We start from the raw sequence: 20,418 nt of genomic DNA on the forward strand, positions 1-20,418 counted from the left end.
TCAGCTACGTGTAGGACGGCAACCGCCTACGGTCAGGGAGAGGGAAATGGAGCGGGATTTTCGATTAGTCAAAATTACCCTTTAAGGGTAATTTTAGGGATAGGGTTAGCGGCTTCTTATGGAAAAGAACACACCCCATTACAACCTGGCGGTGATAAAAGCTGACGTTATGCGGCTTGGAGACAGGGCGTTTACACATATTGCCCGTAGAACCGGTTTTGCACTCGGCCTGGACATCACAGAGATGCAAGAAATCATTCTCAAACTTCAACGCAACATGTTGTACAAATCGATGACCACCTATGAGGATCATCGAATCTGGCAAGACGTCTACCACGTTACTTCGCACGATCTGGAGATTTACATCAAGGTCACTTATTGCTCAGGCAGTGAACCTCCGGTGATCTCCTTCAAGGAGAAAAACCCATGAATACAAAACAATGCTTCAGTTGCGGCGCGCGCGAGGGAATGCGGCACTTCGAAGGTCGCGGCGAAACCTTGAGCGTCAAGGGAATGGAGCGACGGGTCGATGAGTTGTCCGGTTGGGAGTGCCAGGCCTGCGGGGAAGTCATACTCGACGCCGGTTGTTCGAAGCGTTACTCAGACGCAGGTGACGAACTGGTCCTCGCCGGCAGACAAATGATCGGCAACGAAATGAAGCGCATCCGCCGCAAACTGCATCTGTCGCAAAAAGAAGCAGTTTTGCTGTTGTCCGGAGGCGGACACAACGCGTTTTCTCGTTACGAGCGCGGCGAACTGCTTCCACCCAAAGCACTGATGGTGCTGATGCGCTTGCTTGATCGCTATCCGCACTTGCTCGCGGATGCGAGAACCCTGGGTGAAGGAGCGGACTTGAGGGGTTTCAAGGATACGGTGCACAAGGAACATGAAACGCTCACCGTGTCCTGAGCACCAGAAGTACAAAAAACAAACCCGGCGCGAGGCCGGGTTTGAGTTTCGAGTCAGCCAGGCATCAATGCAAAATCTGGCTCAAGAACAGCTTGGTCCGCTCATTCTGCGGGTTATCGAAGAAGTCGTTCGGCGCAGCCTGTTCGACGATTTCGCCCTTGTCCATGAAGATCACGCGGTTGGCCACGGTGCGGGCGAAGCCCATTTCGTGGGTCACGCAGAGCATGGTCATGCCGTCTTCGGCCAGGCCGATCATGGTGTCGAGAACCTCTTTCACCATTTCCGGGTCGAGTGCCGAGGTCGGTTCGTCGAACAGCATGATTTTCGGTTTCATGCACAGGGCACGGGCAATCGCCACACGCTGTTGCTGACCGCCGGACAGTTGCCCCGGGAATTTATGCGCCTGCTCCGGAATGCGGACGCGTTCCAGGTAATGCATGGCGATTTCTTCGGCCTTGCGCTTGGGCATCTTGCGCACCCACATCGGCGCCAGGGTGCAGTTCTGCAGGATGGTCAGGTGCGGGAACAGGTTGAAGTGCTGGAACACCATGCCGACTTCACGACGGACCGATTCGATCTGCTTGAGGTCATTGGTCAGCTCCACGCCATCGACAACGATGCGACCCTGCTGGTGCTCTTCCAGACGGTTGAGGCAACGAATGGTGGTGGATTTGCCGGAACCCGACGGGCCGCACAGGACAATACGCTCGCCCTGTTTAACGTTCAGGTTGATGTCTTTCAACACGTGGAACTGGCCGTACCACTTGTTCACGCCCTGCATCTGAATAATGCCTTCAGGGCTTGCAGGCTTTTTGATTGCTTCGCTCATCAGAGAACTCCTAACGCTTGTGGCCAGTGTCGAGCTTGCGTTCCAGATGCATGGAATAGCGCGACATACCAAAACAGAAAATCCAGAACACCAGGGCCGCGAACACATAGCCTTCGGTGGCCATGCCCAACCATTTCGGGTCGGCGGCGGCTTGTTTGACGCTGTTGAGCAAGTCGAACAGGCCGATGATGATCACCAGGCTGGTGTCCTTGAACAGCGCAATGAAGGTGTTGACGATGCCAGGGATCACCAGCTTCAGGGCTTGCGGCAGAATCACCAGGCCCATGCTGCGCCAGTAACCGAGGCCCATCGCTGCAGCCGCTTCGTACTGACCTTTGGGAATCGCTTGCAGACCACCGCGCACCACTTCGGCGACGTAGGCCGACTGGAACAGGATCACGCCGATCAGTGCCCGCAGCAGCTTGTCGAAGTTCATGCCTTCAGGCAGGAACAACGGCAGCATCACCGAGGACATGAACAGCACCGTGATCAACGGCACGCCGCGCCAGAATTCGATGAAGGTCACGCAGACCACCCGAATCGCCGGCATGTTCGAACGACGGCCCAGCGCCAGGACAATACCCAGCGGCAACGCACCGGCAATACCGACAGTGGCGATCACCAGAGTCAGCATCAGCCCGCCCCACTGGCTGGTCGCCACGGTGCTCAGACCGAAGAGCCCGCCATGCAGCAGGAAGTAGGCAATGATCGGGTACAAGAAGAGGAAGCTCAGGCCATACACCGCTTTACGGTGAAAGCGCGAGATAAACAACGGTGCCACGCCGATGACCGCCAGCCACACGGTCAGGTCCACGCGCCAGCGCAGGTCTGTCGGGTAGTAGCCGTACATGAACTGGCCGAAGCGCTGTTGGATGAACACCCAGCAGGCGCCCTCCTTTGTGCAGTCGGCGCGCGTGGTGCCGACCCAGTTGGCGTCCAGGATCGCCCAATGCAGGATCGGCGGCACCACCAGGTAGATGAGGTAGAACGCGAACAGGGTCAGCAGGGTGTTAAGCCAGCTGGAGAACATGTTCGCGCGCATCCACGCCACGACACCGATGCTGCGGCTCGGGGGTGGCATGTCAGGCTTGAAAGTATGAGTCGTCATGCGCTTTTCCTTACCGCTCGATCAGCGCAATGCGCTTGTTGTACCAGTTCATCAGCAGGGAAATGCTGATACTGATCGCCAGGTACACGCTCATGGTGATGGCAATCACCTCGATCGCCTGCCCGGTCTGGTTCAGCACCGTACCGGCAAACAACGAGACCATTTCCGGATAACCGATACCGGCCGCCAGCGAGGAGTTCTTCGCCAGGTTCAGGTATTGGCTGGTCAGCGGTGGAATGATCACGCGCAGGGCTTGCGGGATGATCACCTTGCGCAGGGTCGGACCGTTGCGCAACCCCAACGAGTGCGCCGCTTCCGTCTGGCCGTGGCTGACCGACTTGATGCCCGAACGCACGATCTCGGCGATAAACGCCGCGGTGTATACGGTCAGGGCCAGGGTCAGCGCCAACAGTTCCGGGATCAGCACCCAGCCACCGACGAAGTTGAAGCCTTGTAGCTTCGGCATTTCCCAGTGCAGCGGCGCGCCGAAGATCAATGCGCACAGCGCAGGGATCACCAGGAACAGCGCCAGGCCGACCCAGAATTTGTGGAACGGTACGCCGGTCGCTTCGAAGCGTTTGGTCGCCCAGCGGCTCATCAGCACGATGGCGACAATGGCCACGACGATGCTCACCACAAACGGCCAGAAACCGCCCGCCGTCAACGCGGCCGGCATGTTCAGGCCACGGCTGCTGACAAAGAAGGTGTCACCGAAGTTATGGCTGTTGCGTGGCCCCGGCATGGTCAGGAACACCGCGAAATACCAGAACAGGATTTGCAGCAGCGGCGGAATGTTACGGAAAACCTCTACATACACCGTCGCCAGCTTGGCAATGATCCAGTTCTTCGACAGCCGTGACACACCAACGATGAACCCGAGGATCGTCGCCAGGATCACGCCGATGAAAGTCACCAGCAGCGTGTTGAGCAAGCCGATGACAAACACCCGGGCATAGCTGTCCGATTCGGTGTAGTCGATCAGGTGTTGAGCGATGCCGAAACCGGCACTGCGCTCCAGAAAGCTGAAGCCGGAGGTAATGCCCCGGTGTTGAAGGTTGGTCTGCGTATTGTCGAACAGATACCAGCCCATCGAGACCACCGCCACAATGGTGATGATCTGAAATAGCCACGCACGCACTTTTGGATCGCTGAGGCTGAGCCTCTGCTTTGGTGCGCCGATTGAATTTTGCATGAAGTGCCCCGCAAATAATGGAACAGAACATCACCCGGTGGTTGGCCCACCGGGTGATAGAACCATCAGCGCACTGGTGGTGCGTATTGAATGCCGCCGTTGTTCCACAGAGCGTTCAGCCCGCGGTCGATGGCCAGTGGAGTGCCTTTGCCGAGGTTTTTCTCGAACACTTCACCGTAGTTACCCACTTGCTTGACGATCTGCACGACCCAGTCTTTCTTCACTTTCAGGTCTTTGCCGTATTCACCGTCAGTGCCCAGCAGACGAGCGACGTCCGGGTTCTTGGTGGCTTTGGCTTCAGCTTCAACGTTTTTCTGGGTGATACCCATTTCTTCAGCGTTGAGCATGGCGAACAGGGTCCACTTGACGATGCTGAACCACTCTTCGTCGCCTTTACGCACGACCGGGCCCAGAGGCTCCTTGGAGATGGTTTCCGGCAGAACGACGTAGTCGGTCGGGGTCGCCAGCTTGCTGCGTTGTGCGTAAAGCTGGGATTTGTCGGAGGTCAGCACGTCGCAACGACCGGATTCCAGCGACTTGGCGCTTTCATCGGAGGTGTCGAAGGTGATCGGGGTGTATTTCAGACCGTTGCCGCGGAAGTAGTCGGAAACGTTCAGCTCGGTGGTGGTACCGGCTTGAATGCAGATGGTGGCGCCGTCGAGCTCTTTAGCGCTCTTCACGCCCAGCTTGTTGTTCACCAGGAAGCCGATGCCGTCGTAGTACGTCACGCCGGCAAACACCAGGCCCATGCCCGAATCGCGGGAACTGGTCCAGGTAGTGTTACGCGACAGCACGTCGATTTCGCCGGACTGCAGCGCGGTGAAGCGCTCTTTGGCGTTCAACTGGCTGAATTTGACCTTGGTCGCATCGCCGAAAACGGCAGCGGCCACAGCGCGGCAGACGTCAGCATCGATGCCGATGATCTTGCCAGTCGAGTCCGGTACCGAGAAGCCAGGCAGACCGTCACTGACGCCGCACTGTACGAAACCTTTCTTCTGCACTGCATCCAGGGTTGCACCCGCCTGAGCGAACCCACTGACACCGAGTACTGCGGCTGCAGTCACGATAGCCAGGGTGGATTTCAACATCTTCATTCAAACCTCCAGTTTTGCTCTTGTTGTGTCGGAGCTTGAGTCCAGTCGCACCCTTATGAGGCGTTGTTGACCCGTGTTGGCTTTTTTTGGGGTCAACCGACGTAAGACCTGCGCTATGAGTCTAGTAGGAGAAAATCCACATCATGGACAACTCACTTCTCACCAATCGGCCGAACGGGCTGTAGCCCTTTCACGTTCGCGAAGCCCGTAGCGGCCACTGGCGAACATCCATCACCGGATTCTTTGCTATCCCACCGCCAGCAGTACACTGATAGTGTTACCGCAAGGCGCGAGATGGGTTGCACCGTTTCCCCATAGCAAAGCCCGTACCAGACCGCTCGCTGAAGCGATTTAGCGACAGGTCAATAGCAAAACTTGTAGCCTTGCGACATCTTATTAACTGATCAACCAGACGTGCACTCGGGCCTCGCACCCAATGAGAGCGTCTGCACAACATTGGAGCAACCATGACCGAGCCCTTGATTCTTCAGCCCGTCAAGCCCGCAGACGCCTGCGTTATCTGGCTGCACGGCCTGGGCGCCGATCGCTACGACTTCTTGCCGGTGGCCGAGGCGTTGCAGGAAACCCTGCTGACCACCCGCTTCGTTCTCCCTCAGGCACCGACCTGCGCCGTGACCATCAATGGTGGTTACGAGATGCCGAGCTGGTACGACATATTGGCCATGAGCCCCGCGCGCGCGATCAACCGCGAGCAGCTGGAAGAGTCGGCGCAGAGGATCGTCAATTTGATCGAAGTGGAGCGCGCCATCGGAATAGACGCCTCGCGGATATTCCTGGCAGGGTTTTCCCAAGGTGGCGCGGTGGCGTTACACACCGCGTTTCTGAAATGGCAGGGGGCACTGGGTGGCGTACTTGCCCTCTCGACCTATGCACCGACCTTCAGCGATGAACTGGAGCTTTCCGCCAGCCAGCAGCGCATTCCCGTGCTGTCTTTACACGGCCAGTACGATGACGTCGTTCAAAACTCCATGGGCCGCACCGCCTACGAGTATTTAAAGCAGCATGGTGTCACCGTGACATGGCAGGAATACCCAATGGGTCACGAAGTGTTACCCGAAGAGATTCGCGACATTGGTGTCTGGCTCGCCGAGCGCTTGCGTTAACGGTTTATGTGAAAAGCAGCCCATTGATCCATCCCACTACGCCGCGCCCGATTCTTGCATTACACTGGCCGGCGTATATTCCTTAACCAATTGATGAGATGACCGTGCTCAAAGCACTCAAGAAAATGTTCGGTAAAAGCGAGACTGAGCAGCTCGCGCCAGTCTCCAGCGCTCCGTCTCACCATCCCAGCCACCGCACCGACGGTAATCAGTCTGGCCGGACCGCAACCGTAGCGGTACCGAAGCACGAGCCGATGACCACACCGGCCGTCCAACCCGTTGAGGCTCAAGCCTCTGAAGAACCGAGCAGCGAAGCTGCGAAACCTGCCCGACCGCGTCGCGAACCCAAGCCAAAAGCACCGGTTATTCCCTGGAAACTCGAAGACTTCGCCGTCGAACCCCAGGAAGGCAAAACCCGATTCCACGATTTCAAACTCGCCCCCGAACTGATGCACGCCATCCAGGACCTGGGCTTCCCGTATTGCACGCCGATCCAGGCACAAGTCCTCGGCTTCACCCTGGCCGGCAAAGACGCCATCGGTCGCGCCCAGACCGGCACCGGCAAAACCGCAGCGTTCCTGATTTCGATCATCACCCAGTTGCTGGAAACTCCGCCGCCGAAAGAGCGCTATATGGGCGAGCCGCGGGCGCTGATCATTGCACCGACCCGTGAACTGGTGGTGCAGATCGCCAAGGACGCGGCCGACCTGACCAAGTACACCGGCCTCAACGTCATGACGTTTGTCGGCGGCATGGACTTCGACAAGCAGCTCAAGCACCTCGAAGCCCGTCACTGCGACATCCTCGTGGCCACGCCGGGTCGTCTGCTGGACTTCAACCAGCGCGGCGACGTGCACCTGGACATGGTCGAAGTCATGGTCCTGGACGAAGCCGACCGGATGCTCGACATGGGTTTCATCCCACAAGTGCGTCAGATCATTCGCCAGACCCCGCCGAAGAACGAGCGTCAGACGCTGCTGTTCTCCGCGACCTTCACCGAAGACGTGATGAACCTGGCCAAGCAATGGACCACCGACCCGTCGATCGTCGAGATCGAGTCGCAGAACGTGGCCAGCGAAAACGTCGAGCAGCACATCTACGCCGTGGCCGGTGCCGACAAATACAAACTGCTCTACAACCTGGTCAACGACAACGGTTGGGAGCGGGTGATGGTGTTCGCCAACCGCAAGGATGAAGTGCGACGCATCGAAGAGCGTCTGGTGCGTGACGGCGTCAACGCCGCGCAGCTGTCCGGCGACGTGCCGCAGCACAAGCGCATCAAGACCCTGGAAGGTTTCCGCGAAGGCAAGATCCGCGTCCTGGTCGCCACCGATGTTGCCGGTCGCGGCATCCACATCGACGGCATCAGCCACGTGATCAACTTCACCTTGCCGGAAGTCCCGGACGACTACGTGCACCGCATCGGTCGTACCGGTCGTGCCGGCGCCGATGGCGTGTCCATCAGTTTTGCCGGTGAAGACGACTCCTACCAGCTACCGTCCATCGAGGCGCTGTTGGGTCGCAAGATCAGCTGCGAAACGCCACCGACGCATCTGCTGCGGGCGGTTGAGCGCAAGCGCCCGTAACGCGGGTCGCATTAAAAGAGGCGCAGCCGGAAACGGACTGCGCTTTTTTTTCGTCCGGACATTGATCAAGACAACTAAAAGTCCATAATGGACAAATTAGTTTACTTCCAGCTCCCGGAGCCGACCATGACCAGTACGCCTTATGTGATCACCCAACCTCAGGCTCGTGAGCTGCTGGCGCAGGTCGACGTGCCGCAGATCCTGCGCAAACTGTTCCGCGACCTGGCCGCCGGGCAAGCCGTGCAACCGGCACAGCAACTGGTGGAGTTCCCGCAGGGTGCTGGCGACTTCATCAACTACCTGGGCGTGCTGGCCGAAGACGGCGTTTACGGGGTCAAGACTTCGCCATACATCGTGCGTGAACAAGGCCCGCTGGTGACCGCCTGGACGCTGCTGATGTCGATGCAGACCGGCCAGCCGCTGTTGCTCTGCGATGCCGGAGAACTGACCACGGCACGCACCGCCGCAACAACCGCCGTGGCGGTCGACGCCCTCGCCCCGCTGAAGGCCCAACGTCTGGCGATCATCGGCAGCGGCAAGGTCGCCCAGGCGCACCTGCATTACGTCAAAGGTCTGCGCGACTGGCAGAGCATCAGCCTCTACTCGCCGAGCCTGAGCGACAAGAATCCCGATGTATTGGCACAGCTCCAAAGTCTCGATCCTCGGCTGACTATCGTCGACAGTCGTGAAGCGGCCGTTCAAGACGCCGACGTGATCATGCTCTGCACCTCGTCCGCTGGCCCGGTGATCGACCCTTCAAGCTTGAGTAAACCGGCGCTGATCACCTCCATCAGCACCAACGCACCGCGGGCCCACGAAGTGCCGCCGCAGAGCCTCAATGACATGCAAGTGTTCTGCGATTATCGTCTGACCACCCCGGGCTCGGCCGGCGAGATGCTGATTGCCGGCGAACAACATGGCTGGGACAAGGGCGCAATTGTCGGCGACCTGCCCGATCTGCTCAGCGAAAAAGTCCAGCGCCCCGACTACGACCGTCATGTGTTCTTCCGCTCCATTGGCCTGGGCCTGGAAGACATCGCGCTGGCCAATGCCATCTACCGCCTACAGCGCTAACACCACAAACCCTGTGGGAGCGAGCTTGCTCCGGGCGGCGTTCCGACGATTGCGTTGGTTCAGTCGACATCAATGTTGAATGATCAACCGCCATCGTCGGAACGCCGCCCGGAGCAAGCTCGCTCCCACAGGGGGTATCGATATCAATAGCATTTGCGCTCGACAGGAGACGTTCATGAGCCAGGCAGATTTCATCATCATCGGCGGCGGGATTGCCGGTGCTTCCACCGGTTTCTGGTTGTCGCAGCACGCCCGAGTGATCGTGCTCGAACGCGAGTCCCATCCGGCTTACCACTCCACCGGACGTTCAGCCGCACTGTTTACCGCCGCCTACGGCACGCCTCAAGTTCGGGCGCTGACCCAGGCCAGCCGTGATTTCTTCGACGCGCCGCCGGCCGGTTTCTGCGAACACCCGCTGCTGACCCCGCGTGGCGAGATGACCGTGGACTTCACCGGTGACCCGGCCGAACTGAACAATCAATACCTGAGCGCCAAAGCCACGGTGCCGGAGATGCAGCTGCTCAGCGCCGAGGAGGCCTGCGTGCGCCTGCCGATCCTGCGCCGGGAAAAAGTCCATGGTGCGATTTACGACCCGACTGCCAGCGACATCGACACCGATGCCTTGCACCAGGGCTACCTGCGCGGTATCCGACGCAACAAGGGCGAAGTTCATACCGACAGCGAAGTCCTGAGCCTGTCCCGTGACGCCGAAGGTGTGTGGCACGTGCAAACCAGCGGTCAGACCTTCAGCGCCCCGATCATCATCAACGCGGCAGGCGCCTGGGCCGACAAAATCGGTGAGCTCGCCGGTGCCAAACCACTGGGCCTGCAACCCAAGCGCCGTGCGGCGTTCATCTTCGCCGGCCCCGAGGGCGTGGACATCCACCACTGGCCAATGCTGGTCAGCCTCGATGAATCCTTCTACATGAAGCCCGACGCCGGAATGTTCCTCGGCTCGCCAGCCAACGCCGACCCGGTGGAACCGCACGACGTGCAGCCCGAAGAGTTGGACATCGCAATGGGCATCTACCAGATCGAAGAAGCCACCACCCTGACCATCCGCCGTCCGACCCGCACCTGGGCCGGCTTGCGCAGTTTCGTGAGCGACGGTGATTTGCTGTCCGGTTTCGATCCGCAGGTGCCGGGGTTATTCTGGGTTGCGGCACAAGGCGGTTATGGCATCCAGACCTCGCCGGCCATGGGCCAGGCCAGCGCTGCACTGGTACGCGGTGAAGCCTTGCCCGAGCCACTGACTCGCTTCGGTCTGAACACCCAGATGCTCTCCCCGTCGCGACTGGGCTGACTTTCGGACGCAGGTGACGTGTCGACACGATTACGGCAAACTTCCAGCGCCCTTTTTTGACGGGGCGCTGATGCTGTCTGGAGCTCCACTTTATGAACGCCCAAGAACAAGAACCAGCCGGTGATGACTCTGTATTGAAGAGCTCGCCGCTGGACAACTTCCGCGCGATCGCCGACGCCATCGCCACGCTGTTCTTTCCTCACGCCGAGGTGGTGCTGCACGATCTACGCACACAGAAGGTCGACTACATCGCCAACAACCTGTCCAAACGGGAAATCGGTGACGACTCGGCACTGGAGGACATGCTCAGCGAAGAGATCAGCGAACGAAACATCGGGCCGTACGAAAAGCTCAATTGGGATGGCCAGAAGATTCGCAGCCTGAGCAGTGTGCTGCGCGACAGCGAAGGTCATCCGCTGGCGGTGCTGTGCATTAATCTGAATATTTCGTTATTCGAAAATGCCAAAGCCGCTCTGGATCTGTTCCTGTCACCGAGCAAGTTGATTCCGCAACCGGACTCGCTGTTTCGCGATGACTGGCAGGAGCGGATCAACACTTTCCTCCACGCCTGGCTGCGCGAGCGTCAGCTGAGCCTGAACCTGCTGACCCGTGACCATAAACGCGAACTGGTGCTGGCACTGCACGCCGAAGGCGCCTTCAAAGGTAAAAGCGCCTCCAACTATGTGGCGAACGTGCTGAATATGGGGCGGGCAACGGTGTACAAACATCTGAAGGAACTGAAGGGCTGATACGTATTTGTAGGAGCCAGGCTTGCCGGCGAAGGCGATCTTGAATACGCCTTCGCCGGCAAGCCTGGTTCCTACAGGTTTTGCGTACTATTCCAATGCCGAAGCCGGCCCGAAGAATTCGTAACGGCTTTGCTTCTCCGGTACACCCAGCGCTTTCAGGTGGCGCTTGACCGCTGCCATGAAGCCTTTAGGTCCGAGGAAGTAAGCGTCCAGGTCACGCTGCTGCGGCAACCACTCGCCCAGTTGCTCCTGGCTCAACAGGCCAACCTTGTGCGCCGCCGGGCTCACGCCATCATCTTCGTCGTAGCAATAGAAGCGTTTGAGTTGCGGATGACGCTCGGCCAAGCCATCGATCCAGTCGCGGAAAGCATGAACGCTACCGTTACGCGCGCAGTGGATAAAGTGCACCGGCCGTTCGGTCGCCAGCGCCGCTTCGAGCATCGCCAGTGTCGGCGTGATGCCAACGCCGCCGCTGATCAGCACCAACGGTTTGTCGCTGTCGGTCAGGGTGAACTCGCCCGATGGCGGGAACAGCTGGATGCTGGAGCCCACATGCAATTGATCATGAAGATGGTTGGAGGCGCGGCCACCGGTTTCACGTTTAACGCTGATCCGGTACTGGCCCTTGTTGGCCAAGGCCGACAGTGAATAGTTACGACGAATCTCTTCGCCATCAAGAATCAGTTTCATGCCGATGTACTGGCCGGGTTCTGCCGCCAGAATCGGGCCTTTGTCCGCCGGTTCGAAGTAGAACGAGATGATTTCCGCACTCTCCTCGACCTTGGCCACCACGATGAATTCCCGCGCTCCGCGCCAGCCGCCCGGTGCCTGCTCCTTCTGGTCGTAGATGCTGGTTTCGGCGCCGATCAGGATGTCGGCCAATTGACCGTAGGCAGCCCCCCAGGCGGCCATCACTTCAGGTGTGGCAATCTCGTCGCCCAGCACTTCGGAGATGGCTCGCAGCAGGCAGGCGCCGACAATCGGGTAATGTTCCGGGAGAATTTGCAGGGCCACGTGCTTGTTGATGATCTTGGCCACCAGGTCGCCCAACTGGTCGAGTTGGTCGATGTGCCGCGCATACATCAAGACACCGTTGGCCAAAGCGCGCGGCTGATCACCGCTGGCCTGGTGGGCCTGGTTGAACAGCGGGCGAACTTCCGGGTACTCGGATAGCATCATGCGGTAGAAATGAGTGATCAATGCTTCGCCACCGCTTTCCAGCAAGGGCACGGTGGATTTGACGATTGCACGGTCTTGAACGCTAAGCATAAGGCGACTCCTGAACTACTTGGATTGCTAACTGATTGCCTTGTACTTATCAGTTTCCGTGCCAGAAAATAAAACGTTATAAATCAATCAGTTAAATTCTTTATAGTCATATCGACACACCCTGACTTATAGTCATACCGACTACATGGAGTCACTATGACTGCAAAAGCCTTGCTCACCACCCTGCTGCCACTGGTCGCCGACCTGTCCCGCGAACTCCCCGAAGGCGAGCGTTATCGGCGCTTGCTCGAAGCCATGCGCGCCCTGCTCCCCTGCGATGCTGCCGCACTGCTGCGCCTCGATGGCGAATGGCTGGTGCCACTGGCCGTCGACGGGTTGAGCACCGACACCCTCGGCCGACGCTTCAAAGTCAGCGAACACCCGCGTTTCGAAGCGCTGCTCAGCAGCCACGGCCCGACCCGTTTCGCCGCCGACAGCGACTTGCCCGACCCTTACGACGGACTGATCGATGGCCTCGATGATCATCTGGAAGTCCACGACTGCATGGGTTGCCCGCTGTTTATCGACGAACGTCCGTGGGGTTTGCTGACCCTCGACGCACTCGATCCAGAGCGCTTCGAACCGATCGAACTGGACGCCCTGGAAGCCTTCGCCAGCCTCGCCGCCGCCACGGTCAACGCCGCCGAGCGCATCGAACGGCTGGCCAATCGTGTCGAAGACGAGCATCAGCGTGCCGAGGTTTACCGACAAGCCAGCGGCCAGCAGAACCGCGAGATGATTGGCCAGAGCAAGGCCCACAAACGGCTGGTGGAAGAAATCAATCTGGTGGGAGGCAGCGATCTGACCGTGCTGATCACCGGCGAAACCGGGGTCGGCAAGGAACTGGTCGCCCAAGCCATCCACGCCGCATCGCCTCGGGCCGACAAGCCGATCATCAGCCTCAACTGCGCCGCGCTACCAGACACACTGGTGGAGAGCGAACTGTTCGGCCACGTCCGCGGCGCCTTCACCGGCGCGATGAACGATCGGCGCGGCAAGTTTGAACTGGCCAATGGCGGCACGCTGTTTCTCGATGAAGTCGGTGAGCTGTCCCTGACCGTCCAGGCCAAATTGCTGCGAGTCCTGCAAAGCGGTCAGCTGCAGCGATTGGGCTCGGATAAAGAGCATCTGGTCGACGTACGACTGATCGCCGCGACCAACCGCGACCTGGCCGAGGAAGTGCGCAGCGGCCGCTACCGTGCCGACTTCTATCACCGCCTGAGCGTTTATCCGTTGCTGGTGCCAGCACTGCGTGATCGTGGGCGAGATGTGCTGCTGCTCAGCGGCTATTTTCTGGAGCAAAACCGCTCTCGCATGGGCCTCAACAGCCTGCGCCTGAACAGCGATGCCCAAGCTGCATTGCTGGCGTATGCCTGGCCGGGCAATGTGCGGGAGCTGGAGCACTTGATTGGCCGCAGTGCCTTGAAGGCGTTGGGTAATTGCAAGGAGCGACCGAAGATTCTGAGTTTGAGCGCGGCGGATCTGGATTTGCCCACTGGCGGCGTTGAGCTTGCAACCGAGCCAGCCCCTGTCAGCCCTGCGGCTTTGGTCTCGGGAGACTTGCGGGCGGCGACCGAGGATTATCAGCGTCGACTGATCGACGCCTGTCTGGAACGGCACCATAACAATTGGGCGAGTGCGGCGCGTGAGCTAGGCTTGGATCGGGCGAATCTTGGAAGGATGGCCAAACGCCTGGGCATGAAGTGAGGGCCCCATGGCGTCATACCATTCACCTGAATTGTTAAAGCCTGCCCGCAACAAGTCGATAACCCGGCATCGATAGCTGTTGGCGATACTCACGATCGCCCATCACCTTTTTCCACAGAAGGTTTTTATGTCTTCAAACAAAGCCCGCGCAGATTCACTTTCGCTTCTGCTGTTTACCTTGCGCAGCGGCAAGCTGATGGCGATCAACCTGCTGAAAGTCAGTGAAATCATTCCCTGCCCGCCGCTGACCAAGCTGCCGGAGTCGCATCCCCACGTCAAAGGCATCGCCACTCTGCGCGGAGCCTCGTTGTCGGTGATCGACCTCAGCCGCGCCATCGGCGAACGGCCGCTGGAAGACCCGAACGGTGGCTGCCTGATCGTCACCGATGTCAGCCGCTCCAAGCAGGGTTTGCACGTTCAAGCCGTGAGCAAGATCGTCCACTGCCTGACCACCGACATCCGTCCGCCGCCCTTTGGCTCTGGCGGCGTGCGCTCGTACATCACTGGCGTGACCTCGGTCGACGGTACGTTGGTACAGGTGCTGGACATCGAAAAAGTGATCCATGGCATCGCCCCGGCGCAGATCGAAACGGCCCCGACCGAACTGAGCATGGAAGACGCCGAAGTACTCGGCAACGCACGGATTCTGGTGGTCGATGACAGCCAGGTGGCGTTGCAGCAATCGGTGCACACCCTGCGCAACCTCGGCCTGCAATGCCACACCGCCCGCAGCGCCAAGGAAGCCATTGACTGCCTGTTGGACCTGCAAGGCACGGCCCAGCAGATCAACCTGATCGTCTCGGACATCGAAATGTCGGAGATGGACGGCTACGCCTTCACCCGCACCTTGCGCGAAACCCCGGACTTCTCGCACCTCTATGTGTTGCTCCACACTTCTTTGGACAGCGCGATGAACAGCGAAAAGGCCCGTCTTGCCGGGGCGAACGCGGTGCTGACCAAGTTCTCCTCGCCAGAACTGACCAAGTGCCTGATCGAAGCAGCCAAGGCTGTCGCTGAACAAGGTCATTGAGGCTTGAGCAAGGACTTCTGCTTTCTGATGCGGCGCAACCTCGCTGAAGTTGTGCCTGCGATTGTTTGGCCTCAGGGAATCGTCCTCAGCGACTACCGCCCCGAACTGGCAGAAGCCGTTCATCGTTTGATGGAACTGGGCTATCAGCAAGGTGGCGGTCGCGTGCCGGCACTCGACGTCTGGCAACAGCGTTTTGAAACCGATCCTGAATATGATCCGAGCCTGTGCTTTATCGCTCTGGATGCCGAAGGTATCGTCGGCGTGTGCCAGTGCTGGACCAGCGCCTATATCAAAAACCTGGTGGTGCATCCACGGGCTCAGGGGCAAGGATTAGGACGCGCGTTGCTGCTACATGCTTTCAAGGTATTTCAGCAACGACGCGAAGGTTTTGTGGATTTGAAGGTGCTGGAAGACAACCTTCGGGCGCAGCGTTTGTATGAAAACGCCGGAATGCGTGTGATCCGCCGGGAACCGGTTCCGGCCTGACACACCGCCTTCGTAAGCAGGCTCGCTCCCACAATGGATCTGCGTCGTACACAAAATCTGTGTCCTATGCAGAGCAAAGGTGGGAGCGAGCCTGCTCGCGAAGGGGCCGACACATTCAACCTGAAACCATCAGGCATACTCCAACCTTGGCCAAAACACCCCCAAGGATGCCCGCCCCCATGAAAGCAGCAAGCCTGACCCTCCTCTGCCTCGCCGCCCTCGCCACCCAGACCCACGCCTCCAGCCTCGACGCCTGGGCCGCTTACGACAAAGCCGTGCTCGCCAGTTGCACCAAGGCCAGCGGTTTGACGAATGCCAAACCCGTGGGCAACGCCGCGCAGTTCGATGACCGGGTTGGCTACACCGCACTGCTGTTGCAAGGCCAATACCCGCAAAAACACATGAAAGGCCAGCAAGGCACCGAACTGTGTCTCTACAACAAGAAAAGCAAAACCGCTTACGTCACCGAATGGGACTCCATCCGCCCCACCACCAAAGCGCAGTGACTGGCGCATAACTTGCTTCGTTAGCGGCCTTTGCGGCGGCATTCTGTCGCCGTTTCATGTCTTTTTATGCGACTGGCCGTTCAATGAATACGACGTTTTCCTGCGTAGGCTGTGGCAAATGCTGCAACGACCACCACGTGCCCCTGACCCTGCCCGAAGCCCGGATGTGGGCGGCCGATGGCGGTCAGGTGATCGTGCTGGTGGAAGGTTTCCTGGGTAATGGCCTGGGCTTGCCGGTACAACAACGCGAACACGCCGAACGCCGCTCGGTGAGGGTTCGAAGCGGCGCGTCCGAGGCGTACATAGCCATCACTTTTGCCGCCTACAACGTCGGTCCTTGCCGGAATCTTGACGAAGACAACCTCTGCCGCATCTACGAACGCCGGCCGCTGGTGTGCCGCATCTACCCGATGGAAATCAATCCGCACATCCCCTTGAACATTGCCGTGAAGGAATGTCCTCCCGAGTCGTGGGAAAAGGGACCGGTTCTGATTGTGGGTGGTGAATTGGTGGATCAGGAACTGGTCCGATTAATCCAGCGCTCCCGTCAGGCGGATCGCGATGACATTCGGACCAAGGAGGCGATTTGCGCGTTGTTGGGGATTCGGACGACAGCGTTGAAGGGTGATGGGTTTACCGCTTATCTGCCGGACATGACAGCGTTTGCGAGGGTCATCAATCAGGTTGCGGCGCAGCCATTGGCTGAGTCAGGCGCTGACTGGTTGTTTCATGTGTCGGGCGAGGACATTGCCGGGCAAGTGCAGGCGGCCGGGGCGCACGTAGCGACTGATGCTCCCGAGAATTACGCGTTTATTTCGTTGCGGGCCGCCTAAGACGCAAGACGTCGGAACCACTGCGCAATCCCGTTGCGCAGTGGCTCGTCGTCAAAAGAGTTAGCTGGCCGTCACCGCCAGACATTCCACTTCTACCCGCGCGTTCTCGACCAACTTGCCAGCAAACGTCGTACGTGCGGGCAAACGATCCGCCGGAAAGAAACTGCGATACACAGCACTCATGACGGAAAAATCCCTTATATCGGCAAGGATGACCGTGCATTTGGCCACTTGAGCCAGGGACGAACCGTTGCGTTGCAGCGCGGTACGCAAGTTCTCCATGGCCTGGGTCGTCTGCGGGCCGATGCCGCCCTTCACCAGTTCGCCATCAGCCCCGAGGCCGAGCATGCCGGAAAAGTAAAGGGTCTGACCGACCTGCACCGCATCGGAGAATGGCAGACCTTCCTCATTCGGAAAGTAGCGTGGTGAGTCTGGTGCTGCGGGTGGCAAATAACGCTGGGTAATCGCCTGGTACTGGCCATTTTGCTTTAGACGCTCAAGCGCCGCATTCAGGTTATCGCGCAGCAGGGTGTCGGTTTTTCGCACTGCCATGGCCACGCCACTGCCCAGCATTGAGTCCTTGAGAGGGGCACCGGCAAACTCGAAAGCTTGCCCTTGGGGCAGGCTTAATAACGCTTGGGTAATTTCAATGGAGTCTTGCAGGGTCGCGTCGAGCTCACCCGCCAGCAGGCTGTCGACCAATTGATTGTTGAGAGCGAAACTGCGAATCGTCACTCCGGCCGGGGCCCAACGGGACTTGGCGAACGCTTCGCGGCTGGTGCCTGTCAGGACGCCGACACGCTTGCCCTTGAGCGATTGCACATCCGGCTGAAGATTCGCCCCTTTACGCGCCACCAGACGGCTGCTCAGAGGGTAAAGATTATCGGTGAAATCGACCCGCTCTCGACGCGCCGATGTTGCCGTCATCGGCATGATCACGTCGAAACGGTTGGCTTCAAGGGCATGAATGTTGGTCGCGTAATCCTGATCAACCCAGGCACAGCGGGATTTGAGTTCGGCACACAGTGCATTGCCCAACTCGACGTTCAGTCCGACCAGCTCCCCCTTGTCGTTACGGCTCTCGAACGGCGGAACCAGCGCTTCGACACCGAAACGGATCTGTGGATCGGACGCAGGCGACATGCAGCCAGTGGTCAGGGCCACCAGCGACAGTAGAGAGAGGGTTTTTACCAGGGACATTTCGGCGGCCTTCATCAAAAATTCAGGGGCATGAATCTTCGACGAGTGGCCACCGACTTTCCCAGAGGACGAATCGCTCATCCTTGTGGGAACTGTCTCAATGACAGGAGGAACAATTACCGGTCAACAAAACGCCTGACAGTCAGCGTTTACCCATGGAGCGACGAGTACCAGGAGGCGCCGCCCCCGGCGTCTTGGTGTGGCCATTCTTGGCGCCATTCTTGTACCAAGGCTGACTGGCGTTCTTCGCTGCGGCCAGGTCGCCCGGCTTGAACGGGAACTTGAACGCCGGGATCTCGGCTTTGGTTTCGCTGTCTGCGCTGGAGTCGACGCTGTCTGGCAGGTCTGCCTGGTCGTCGCTCAAAGCGTCGGCAACCGGCGGTTGTGTCGGGGAAGTCATGAAAGCTCCGGGTGATGCAATAGAGTCGGGCCCGGTCAGCGAGCCGCGAAAGGCGGCAGTATACCTGTGTCGGGAGCCGCAAGCTTCAAGCCGTAAGCGAGTCCGTCGGGTTTTGTGTTGAACGACCTGACGCCTTCGCGAGCAAGCTCGCTCCCACAGGGGATCGGTGTTCGCCTTTCGCTCCTCACCACTCAACAGGCCGAGCGTTAGCTCGCCTGCAGCTTGTGATCTTGATCCACCCGCCCCATCGGGAGGCTGAGTGGAGGCGTGCATCTGGGGGGGAGGCGCGCAGCGCCGTTCGACGAAGTCGAATACATCGAGAGGAGGTCGAAGCGAAGCCGACCGGAGGCGATGCCCCCAGATGAATGCCGGAGCGAAGGAACGCCGAGCCTAGGCGACAGGTACCTTGACACGTACCGGCTTGTAAAAAAAGTGAGTCGCCGTAAGGGCCAGCCCTTTCAAGGTCTTCGTTTAAAATCCCCCAAAACTCCAGTCAGGGTGACGAAAACGATGTGGGCAGAAGTTCTAGCGCGGTTTGAAAAAAAGGCACCGGCCAGTGTCATGGTCAAGTTGGCACTGGAGCATGCCATTCCTGCTGAGTGGGTTGATCAGGTGTTTGAAGAGCATCGTCAACGCCAGTACCCGCGTGAGCTTTTGTTTTCGACCATCGTTGAGCTGATGTCCCTTGTTTCATTGGGCCTACGGCCTTCCTTACATGCCGCTGCGCGCCAGATGGATGCTCTACCGGTTACCTTGGCGGCGCTCTATGACAAGGTCAGCCGCACAGAACCGGCATTGCTGCGAGCCTTGGTCACCGGCAGCGCAGAGCGCTTGGCTCCGACGATAAAAGAGTTGGGCTGTTCAGCCATTTTGCCCGGCTGGCAGCTGCGCATCGTTGACGGCAATCACCTGCCGTCTACCGAAAAACGCTTGGGGGCTTTGCGGCGTGAACGAGGCGCGGCTCGGCCGGGGTTTTCGGTAGTGGTTTACGATCCTGACCTGGATCAGATCGTTGACTTGCAGCCTTGCGAGGATGCCTACGCCAGTGAGCGCGTCAGCGTGCTGCCGTTGTTAGCCTGCGCCAGTGCAGGACAGCTGTGGATGGCCGATCGGCTTTATTGCACGCTGCCCGTCATGCAGGCCTGCGAGGAAGCGAGCGCTTCATTCATTATTCGCCAGCCAAGTAAACATCCAAGGCTGATTCAGGAAAGCGACTGGCAAGAAGCGATGCCTGTCGACGCCGGAACAGTGCGTGAACAAATTATCGAACTCAAAGGCGGCTACCGCTGGCGCCGAGTTGAACTGAGCCTGCAAACACCTACCGAATCAGGCGACTGCGTGATGTGGTTCTGGAGCAACTTGCCCGACACCATCAGCGCTGAGCAAATCGCCGACTTATACCGTCGTCGCTGGAGTATCGAAGGGATGTTCCAGCGCCTTGAATCGGTGCTGGACAGTGAAATCGAAAGCCTCGGCTCTCCCCGGGCGGCCTTGTTGGGTTTTGCCTCAGCGATCTTGGCCTACAACGTTCTGGCGGTTCTCAAACGTAGTGTGGAGCAGGCTCACTGCGAGACGCAGCCTGAAGGTTGGGAAGCCTCGACCTTCCATCTGGCGGTGCAAGTGCGTAGCGGTTATGAGGGCATGCAGATCGCGTTGCCCTCAGACTACCTGTCACTTCAATCGACCTCAGAAACGCTGGCAAAGCGGCTGTTAGCGCTGGCCAGGAATATCAAGCCTAAGCAGGTCGCCAAAAGCATACGTGGTCCAAAAATCGCCAAGCCCAAGGAATGGCTGGAGGGAAAGGCTGCCAATGCTCATGTGTCGACCGATCGGGTGCTTAAGGCCCATAAAGGGAAAACACCTTGAAAGGGCTGGCCGTAAGGGCGAAACCCTAAGTGGCCGTTACCGCAGGAATGGATATGTACTCGGTCCACAAGAGCTTGGTCGGCTAGCTGGCCGCCAAGATCAAAAGATCGCAGCCTCCGGCAGCTCCTACAGGGGGATCGGCGTCGACCCGCA

Annotated in this window: 20 protein-coding genes; 13 read left to right on the plus strand and 7 right to left on the minus strand. The window is 59.0% G+C overall.

The genetic code is table 11. The annotated features are described in order from the left end of the window. Positions 1-118: 118 nt before the first annotated feature. Positions 119-430 carry a type II toxin-antitoxin system MqsR family toxin gene (locus AC3IUE_RS26835; protein WP_046048224.1) on the plus strand — a complete coding sequence of 104 codons (312 nt, stop codon included), beginning with the start codon at positions 119-121 and terminating at the stop codon, positions 428-430. Beyond that, a complete protein-coding gene (locus AC3IUE_RS26840; protein ID WP_046048225.1) occupies positions 427-909 on the plus strand; it encodes a type II toxin-antitoxin system MqsA family antitoxin in 483 nt (160 codons plus the stop codon). The genes AC3IUE_RS26835 and AC3IUE_RS26840 overlap by 4 nt, the downstream gene beginning before the upstream one ends. Positions 910-973: 64 nt before the next feature. Here the strand turns inward: AC3IUE_RS26840 and AC3IUE_RS26845 are convergent, their stop codons facing one another. From AC3IUE_RS26845 to AC3IUE_RS26860, 4 genes are all read right to left on the minus strand, one after another. After that, positions 974-1,738 carry an amino acid ABC transporter ATP-binding protein gene (locus AC3IUE_RS26845; protein ID WP_046048226.1) on the minus strand — a complete coding sequence of 255 codons (765 nt, stop codon included), beginning with the start codon at positions 1,736-1,738 and terminating at the stop codon, positions 974-976. A gap of 10 nt (positions 1,739-1,748) precedes the next feature. Next, positions 1,749-2,846 (minus strand): amino acid ABC transporter permease, encoded by a 1,098-nt coding sequence (locus tag AC3IUE_RS26850; protein ID WP_046048227.1) that lies wholly within the window; start codon positions 2,844-2,846, stop codon positions 1,749-1,751. A gap of 10 nt (positions 2,847-2,856) precedes the next feature. Continuing rightward, complete coding sequence (locus AC3IUE_RS26855; protein WP_489264257.1) at positions 2,857-4,038, minus strand: amino acid ABC transporter permease; 1,182 nt, start codon at positions 4,036-4,038, stop codon at positions 2,857-2,859. 65 nt (positions 4,039-4,103) lie between these two features. Next, positions 4,104-5,132, minus strand: a complete 1,029-nt coding sequence (locus AC3IUE_RS26860; protein ID WP_033056430.1) for an amino acid ABC transporter substrate-binding protein — start codon at positions 5,130-5,132, stop codon at positions 4,104-4,106. Positions 5,133-5,599: 467 nt separating this feature from the next. Between AC3IUE_RS26860 and AC3IUE_RS26865 the strand changes: the two genes are divergently transcribed. The 5 genes from AC3IUE_RS26865 (at position 5,600) to AC3IUE_RS26885 (ending at position 10,968) form a co-directional block, all read left to right on the plus strand. Beyond that, positions 5,600-6,256, plus strand: coding sequence for an alpha/beta hydrolase (locus tag AC3IUE_RS26865; RefSeq protein ID WP_489264258.1), 657 nt, complete (start codon positions 5,600-5,602; stop codon positions 6,254-6,256). Positions 6,257-6,354: 98 nt separating this feature from the next. Then, positions 6,355-7,842 (plus strand): ATP-dependent RNA helicase RhlB, encoded by a 1,488-nt coding sequence (gene rhlB, locus AC3IUE_RS26870; protein WP_095130527.1) that lies wholly within the window; start codon positions 6,355-6,357, stop codon positions 7,840-7,842. 126 nt (positions 7,843-7,968) lie between these two features. Then, the gene (locus tag AC3IUE_RS26875) at positions 7,969-8,916 is read left to right on the plus strand and encodes an ornithine cyclodeaminase family protein (protein ID WP_489264259.1); all 948 of its coding nucleotides are present in this window, start codon (positions 7,969-7,971) and stop codon (positions 8,914-8,916) included. A gap of 175 nt (positions 8,917-9,091) precedes the next feature. Then, on the plus strand, positions 9,092-10,219 hold the full coding sequence (locus AC3IUE_RS26880; RefSeq protein WP_489264260.1) for an NAD(P)/FAD-dependent oxidoreductase: 1,128 nt from the start codon (positions 9,092-9,094) through the stop codon (positions 10,217-10,219). 92 nt (positions 10,220-10,311) lie between these two features. Beyond that, the gene (locus tag AC3IUE_RS26885; protein WP_056743556.1) at positions 10,312-10,968 is read left to right on the plus strand and encodes a helix-turn-helix transcriptional regulator; all 657 of its coding nucleotides are present in this window, start codon (positions 10,312-10,314) and stop codon (positions 10,966-10,968) included. A gap of 87 nt (positions 10,969-11,055) precedes the next feature. On the opposite strand, the gene hmpA is transcribed toward AC3IUE_RS26885, so the two are convergent. Beyond that, positions 11,056-12,237, minus strand: a complete 1,182-nt coding sequence (gene hmpA / locus AC3IUE_RS26890) for an NO-inducible flavohemoprotein (protein WP_046048235.1) — start codon at positions 12,235-12,237, stop codon at positions 11,056-11,058. A 156-nt stretch (positions 12,238-12,393) separates the two neighbouring features. On the opposite strand from hmpA, the gene norR reads away from it, so the two are divergent. The 5 genes from norR to AC3IUE_RS26915 all read left to right on the plus strand — a co-directional run bounded on the left by norR (position 12,394) and on the right by AC3IUE_RS26915 (position 16,799). Continuing rightward, positions 12,394-13,944, plus strand: coding sequence for a nitric oxide reductase transcriptional regulator NorR (gene norR / locus AC3IUE_RS26895; RefSeq protein WP_489264261.1), 1,551 nt, complete (start codon positions 12,394-12,396; stop codon positions 13,942-13,944). A 127-nt stretch (positions 13,945-14,071) separates the two neighbouring features. Beyond that, entirely contained in the window at positions 14,072-14,974 is a 903-nt protein-coding gene (locus AC3IUE_RS26900; protein WP_008147551.1) for a chemotaxis protein CheV, read from the plus strand. Positions 14,975-15,001: 27 nt separating this feature from the next. Next, positions 15,002-15,460 carry a GNAT family N-acetyltransferase gene (locus AC3IUE_RS26905; RefSeq protein WP_489264262.1) on the plus strand — a complete coding sequence of 153 codons (459 nt, stop codon included), beginning with the start codon at positions 15,002-15,004 and terminating at the stop codon, positions 15,458-15,460. Positions 15,461-15,639: 179 nt separating this feature from the next. Next, positions 15,640-15,966 carry a hypothetical protein gene (locus tag AC3IUE_RS26910; protein ID WP_489264263.1) on the plus strand — a complete coding sequence of 109 codons (327 nt, stop codon included), beginning with the start codon at positions 15,640-15,642 and terminating at the stop codon, positions 15,964-15,966. 83 nt (positions 15,967-16,049) lie between these two features. Next, positions 16,050-16,799, plus strand: a complete 750-nt coding sequence (locus AC3IUE_RS26915; RefSeq protein ID WP_489264264.1) for a YkgJ family cysteine cluster protein — start codon at positions 16,050-16,052, stop codon at positions 16,797-16,799. A 60-nt stretch (positions 16,800-16,859) separates the two neighbouring features. On the opposite strand, the gene AC3IUE_RS26920 is transcribed toward AC3IUE_RS26915, so the two are convergent. Together AC3IUE_RS26920 and AC3IUE_RS26925 are read right to left on the minus strand one after the other, a co-directional pair. Then, entirely contained in the window at positions 16,860-17,999 is a 1,140-nt protein-coding gene (locus AC3IUE_RS26920) for a transporter substrate-binding domain-containing protein (protein ID WP_489264265.1), read from the minus strand. 142 nt (positions 18,000-18,141) lie between these two features. Further along, complete coding sequence (locus AC3IUE_RS26925) at positions 18,142-18,399, minus strand: hypothetical protein (protein WP_008147542.1); 258 nt, start codon at positions 18,397-18,399, stop codon at positions 18,142-18,144. Between the two features lie 561 nt (positions 18,400-18,960). Here AC3IUE_RS26925 and AC3IUE_RS26930 point away from each other — a divergent pair. Next, a complete protein-coding gene (locus AC3IUE_RS26930) occupies positions 18,961-20,265 on the plus strand; it encodes an IS4 family transposase (protein ID WP_489268870.1) in 1,305 nt (434 codons plus the stop codon). Positions 20,266-20,418: the final 153 nt, after the last annotated feature.

This window comes from Pseudomonas sp. GL_093, from assembly GCF_057837605.1.